This is a genomic window from Bacillus sp. C30 (assembly GCF_040838255.1).
GTDB lineage: Bacteria > Bacillota > Bacilli > Bacillales > Bacillaceae_G > Bacillus_A > Bacillus_A mycoides.
Map to the genome: position 1 here is coordinate 1 of NZ_JBFPJH010000231.1, position 5,290 is coordinate 5,290.

Below are 5,290 nucleotides of genomic sequence, written 5' to 3' on the forward strand. Positions count from 1 at the left end.
AAATATGAGAGACTTCAAAAGTTGTTTACACAAATGCAGGAGTTTTATAGAGAACAAGTTCCTCAAGGGATAGAGAAATTCCAGCAAATCGTAGGATATTGTAAAAAGAAAGTGAATATCACTTTAAATCCCTTTAGTAATACTCGATTTAGTGAAAATAATTTAACTGAACATGAGAAAAAAGGTTATGATCTTGCTTCAAAAGATATACAGCAAAAGAAAAAAGAGAAAAATAGAAATAGAGATAGTGGTTTAGAGAGATAAATAAAAAGAACTCTTAATAGAGTTCTTTTTATTTTATTATTTTAAGGTGTTTTACTTCTTTTCGGACTTGTTCTAAATTTTTGTCTCGTCCTCTAAAAGCAAATGAAGGATCTAAACGATATGTATTAGAAGCACCTACTTTAGGACCTTTAACTAAAATTCCATGATTAGAAAGTTCTTTAATTGCTCTTGAAACATGGGGTGGTTTCATTCCTAATTCTTCAGCTATGTCTTTTTGTCTAATTCTTAACCAATTTTCATAATCTAGTTTTGATAATAGGATCATATAAACACGCAATGTTTCACCTTTTAAATTGAGTTTTGCGACATATGTTAATCCTTCTTGAAACACCATGACCCAATCCCCCTTATAAACTTTTTTTTTCTTAGCTGGAGTTAATAAATATTGTTGGATTTCTCCTGTTTCTTCATCAGGTACTTCGATAAAGATATCTTTATCTAATGATGACATTACTTTTTAACCTCCCTCTACTTTTATGTTACCGAGTATGGTAACTATTATACATACCAAATATGGTAACAACAATACCAAATATGGTAACTATTATGTTAAAAAAAACCTTATAAATAAAGGGTTTTTTTAAGGTCCCCTTGTGTCTTTTATAATAAGGGCTAAAAATCTCATCATTTTCGATGAGATTTTTAGCCCTTATTTAATCTTTTAGAATGAACATTTTGTTTCACCATTTCAAACAAGACGTTCACGAAAACAACAAAAAAATGAACATCTTGTTTCCTTATGTTCACCCCTAGGGTGAACATAAGGAAATTATAAACCCTTATTTATCAAGGGTTTACTAGGTTGTCCCTTCTATATCTATTAAAGGGCTATCCACTAATCAATGGACAGGTAGTATTTTTGAGAAAAAAACTCTCAAAAATCTCCACCTTTTCCGCTTCGCTTCACCATTGATTAGTGGATTTCGGCAGATATTGGCATATCGCCAAGCCGAACATACCAAAAACGAGGATTTGGGTAGTACGACTTGGACAAGTAATTGTACCTGCCGAACCGCCTGTTCTATCGTTCGAAAACTTCACTTATTTTAGAAATGGATACGTAAACTATGGGGGCTAGCCCCCATACCCCCAGCCAGCACTCTCATCCAAAAACAAGTCGTATCTCCCGTATATATTGTTAAAATGTTAAATTTTTAAAAATAAGTTTAAGTTACAATAAACTCCAAAATTACAGGAGTACCTGGATCAAGTTCATCTCCATTAGGTATAGTAATAGAGGATGGACCTACAGTAATAGTGGATACATCTGCTATTTGGAGAATACCGTTTATATAAAGATTATAATATGCATAAGAGTTAGGGAACGGGGATGTACTTCCTGCATCATTAGTAAAGGAGGTGGCAGCAATTGCAAATGTGTCCCCTGTACCTGTACCTGATCCTATTTTTCCAATAAATCGTCTACCACTTACAAAAAGTTTATAAATCGGCATGTTAGATCATTCCTTATGATAAATTATCAAATTATTTTTTATTTGATAATTTATCATATGGGATGGTTGTCCAATGTGTTACGAATACTTTTTTGGTTTGTAGGTAAATATTGTTCATGTTCTTGCCAAATTTCAAATAAGATAGCTTTTTTTAGTAATTCTAAATACAAGTTTGTTGTTGTAGTCATAATAAAAACTCCTTTTTGGTTATTTTCACTAAAAGTATTCAAGAAATATATATAAAATGTTTGTCAACGGTAAGCGGACGAACGAAATGAAATGAAGAGAAGGAGCATTAAGGAGTTGACAAATTCACAACACCCAAACCCTCTTGATGTGTCAAAACGAATACGTTTTGACCTGCCTACCGGCGAGGGAGCCCCCTCAAAAAATGAGGGGGTTGGGGGTGTTTTTTATATGGGGTCTGGGGAAAAATTCCCCAGTGGGTTTGGGCAAAGCTCAAGGTGTTATTCGGCAAGCCGAATGCCCCGTAAGGGCACACTCTTTACGATAGTAAAGTATAGTGTGCTATACTTTACATGGAAGTCCACCGAAAAACAGTAAAGAAGTATATACTTTATAGAGTGGTCGTGAACAAAATAAAGAGTAAAAATAGGACAAGTTGAGGTGAGGATTCGTGAGTTTTGCTATTTGTAGAATGCAAAAATTTAAAATGCGAGATGTGAAAGGAATCCAGATTCATAATCAAAGAGAAAAAGAGAGTCATACAAATCCTGATATTGAAAAAGAACAAAGTCATTTGAATTATGATTTACATAACAATCAATACATTGATTATTTCAGAACAGTGAAAGAAAAAATCGAACAGAATGTAGAAACCAATCGAGCGATTCGAAAAGATGCAGTTGTGATGTGTGAATTTGTAGTCACGAGTGATAGAGATTTCTTTAGATGTTTAAGTGAAGAAAATCCGGATTCTCAAAAAGAATTCTTTGAGGAAGCTTATAACTTCCTTAAAGAGCGATATGGAGAACATAATATTGTGCATGCAGCAGTACATTTGGATGAAAAAACACCTCATATGCATGTAGGAATGGTTCCAGTAACGGAAGAAAAGAAATTGTCAGCAAAACAGATTTTTAACCGTAGAGAGTTGGTTTCGCTCCAGGATGATTTTCATGCTCATATGGTAGAGAAAGGTTTTAATTTAGATCGTGGTGTATCGAGTGATAAAAAGCATATTGAAACGACGCGTTTGAAGGCTTTAACGGCAAAAGAAGAAGTACAAGTGTTAGAAGATACACTTGTAGAAAAAGAGTTAGAAAAACAACAAATAGAGAAATCTATGCAACAGATGAAAAATCGTTTAAATGATTTAAAAAGAGCAGTTGATGTTGGAAGAAAAGTAGAAAATATGCCTGTAAAAGAAAAAGGGGGGCTTATACGTTCTAAAACGGTCGAAATTGGGATAGAAGACTTTCAAAGGATTAAAACCCTTGCTAAAGCATCAGAGGCTTTTAAAAGGGAAAATGAAACGTTACAGAGACAAAATCAGGCATTGAAAGTGAATAATACAGATTTACATACAACTGTAAAACATTTAGAAAAAGAGAAAAAAGAATTAGAGCCATATAAAGCGAAATATGAGAGACTTCAAAAGTTGTTTACACAAATGCAGGAGTTTTATAGAGAACGAGTTCCTCAAGGAATAGAGAAATTCCAGCAAATCGTAGGATATTGCAAGAAGAAAGTGAATATCACTTTAAATCTCTTTAGTAATACTCGATTTAGCGAAAATAATTTAACAGAATATGAAAGAAAAGGGTATGATCTTGCTTTAAAAGATATACAGCAAAAGAAAAAGGAGAAAAATAGAAATAGAGATAGTGGTTTAGAGAAATAAATAAAAAGAGCTCTGTTAAGAGTTCTTTTTATTTTATTCCTTCTCTTTCGCGTAAGGCTTTGAATCTATCAAATTGACTTCGATATTGATAATCTTTATTTTCCTTTTTACTAACAAGGATATTACCATCATATTTTGCAAATTTTTTACTTGTGTTTTTATCTGTCCATGCAAGGCCTTCATTAACTACATAAACATTTGATGTGCCCATTTTTAATACATCAATAAAACCGTTTTCTTCAAGGACTTTAATTGCTCTGTAAATCGTCATTCTTGATTTTCCGAAATAATCTTCAAAAACTGAATATGAACAGGCTAGAGCGTTACGGTTGTCCATATGTTCTAATATAAAAAATAACAAACTACTAGCAAATGGCTGTTTTGTCATTAACCAGCGTAATTCAGGCATATTATCACGATACAATTGTATAAAGTTATAGTTCTTTTTTTCTTCTTCTTTTTGTTTTTCTGTCTTCTCTTTTTTGTTCTCAATCTCTAATAATTTTTGAATTTTGTTCAATTCTTCGCTAGTCAATTCAACTGTAATCTTTTTTTCTTCATGATCCAATTGCAACACCTCTGATACCATTTTTAAACCTCCTATGTATCACAAGTTATGATACATTTATGTATCAACTTTGTTACATCGTATAACAAAAGGATGAGCATGTAAAGAAAAAAATGTTACAAGATGTAACATAAATGTATCACAAGCTATGTTACATTTATGTATCACAAGCTATGTTACATTTACTCTTTAAAAAGCCTTATTTATCAAGGTTTTTAGCTTGTCCCTTTCTATATCTCCTAGTAGGGCTTTCCACAATGCAATGGTCGAGTAGTATTTTTTGAGAAACCCACTCAAAAAATCTCCACTCTTTTTCCATTGCATTGTGGAATTCGGCAGGTGTTAGCATATTGCCAAGCCGAACATACCAAAAACGAGGATTTAGGTAGCACGACTTGGACTAGCAAGTGTACCTGCCGAACCGCCTAGATCAACTGTCTATTAAAACACTTTTATTCTATATTTTTATGACACTATAAGGGGCTAGCCCCTCGCTTCGCTTCACCCCAACCATCACACTCACACCCAAAAACAAGGGAATATATTAAAAAAGAGTAATTTATTTACAAGGATTAATCGTCATCTGTACGGATTTTAAACTTTTCGGGTTAACTTAAGTATGAAATCCATGTAAAATATCATACAAAGGATTTTGAGAGTTTTCATCGGTATATAAAATGAATAAAGTGTTACTTACCTGTGGTGCTATTTGAATTTCTAGTGTCCAAAAGCTACAAAAATGAGCATATTTCCTTATTTTGAATGGAAGAAAATAACGGAATTCAAGATGATTTTGAACGGTATGGGGTCAATTTTCGGATGATTTTAGGTGTTTTCTGAAATTGTTTTATGATTTCTCCCAAGTTTCAAACCTAATATTTACTAAAAATAACGAATAAATTTTAACTAGCACCACGGGTTTACTTGTATACAAAAACAAGAAATCTCATTTTAAAGTTTTTTCATATAGTTTGATTAAAGTGTAAAAATGAGGTCCGTTTGTTTTACATCTTTTTAGTGCTGTAAATAAAGTAATATTTCCTTTTTTCCACTCGTGATAGGTTTCAACAAATTGAACAGGAAAATCAAAATATTTATTTGTAACAGAGTCTATTAATG

Annotated in this window: 5 protein-coding genes and 1 pseudogene; 2 read left to right on the top strand and 4 right to left on the bottom strand. The window is 32.5% G+C overall.

From position 1 onward, the window contains the following. Positions 1–264 (top strand): annotated as a pseudogene (locus tag AB3X49_RS17115) (MobV family relaxase); the annotation flags it as partial. Between the two features lie 28 nt (positions 265–292). Here AB3X49_RS17115 and AB3X49_RS17120 read toward each other — a convergent pair. The 3 genes from AB3X49_RS17120 to AB3X49_RS17130 all read right to left on the bottom strand — a co-directional run bounded on the left by AB3X49_RS17120 (position 293) and on the right by AB3X49_RS17130 (position 1,927). Next, positions 293–736 carry a helix-turn-helix domain-containing protein gene (locus AB3X49_RS17120; protein ID WP_006097479.1) on the bottom strand — a complete coding sequence of 148 codons (444 nt, stop codon included), beginning with the start codon at positions 734–736 and terminating at the stop codon, positions 293–295. 715 nt (positions 737–1,451) lie between these two features. After that, entirely contained in the window at positions 1,452–1,739 is a 288-nt protein-coding gene (locus AB3X49_RS17125) for a DUF4183 domain-containing protein (RefSeq protein WP_367963584.1), read from the bottom strand. Positions 1,740–1,792: 53 nt separating this feature from the next. Continuing rightward, positions 1,793–1,927 (bottom strand): hypothetical protein, encoded by a 135-nt coding sequence (locus AB3X49_RS17130; RefSeq protein WP_367963587.1) that lies wholly within the window; start codon positions 1,925–1,927, stop codon positions 1,793–1,795. A gap of 449 nt (positions 1,928–2,376) precedes the next feature. Between AB3X49_RS17130 and mobV the strand changes: the two genes are divergently transcribed. After that, positions 2,377–3,603 (top strand): MobV family relaxase, encoded by a 1,227-nt coding sequence (mobV, locus tag AB3X49_RS17135; protein WP_367963590.1) that lies wholly within the window; start codon positions 2,377–2,379, stop codon positions 3,601–3,603. 28 nt (positions 3,604–3,631) lie between these two features. Here the strand turns inward: mobV and AB3X49_RS17140 are convergent, their stop codons facing one another. After that, positions 3,632–4,192: a helix-turn-helix domain-containing protein gene (locus tag AB3X49_RS17140; RefSeq protein ID WP_367963593.1), complete on the bottom strand. Its 561-nt coding sequence runs from the start codon at positions 4,190–4,192 to the stop codon at positions 3,632–3,634. Positions 4,193–5,290 lie beyond the last annotated feature (1,098 nt).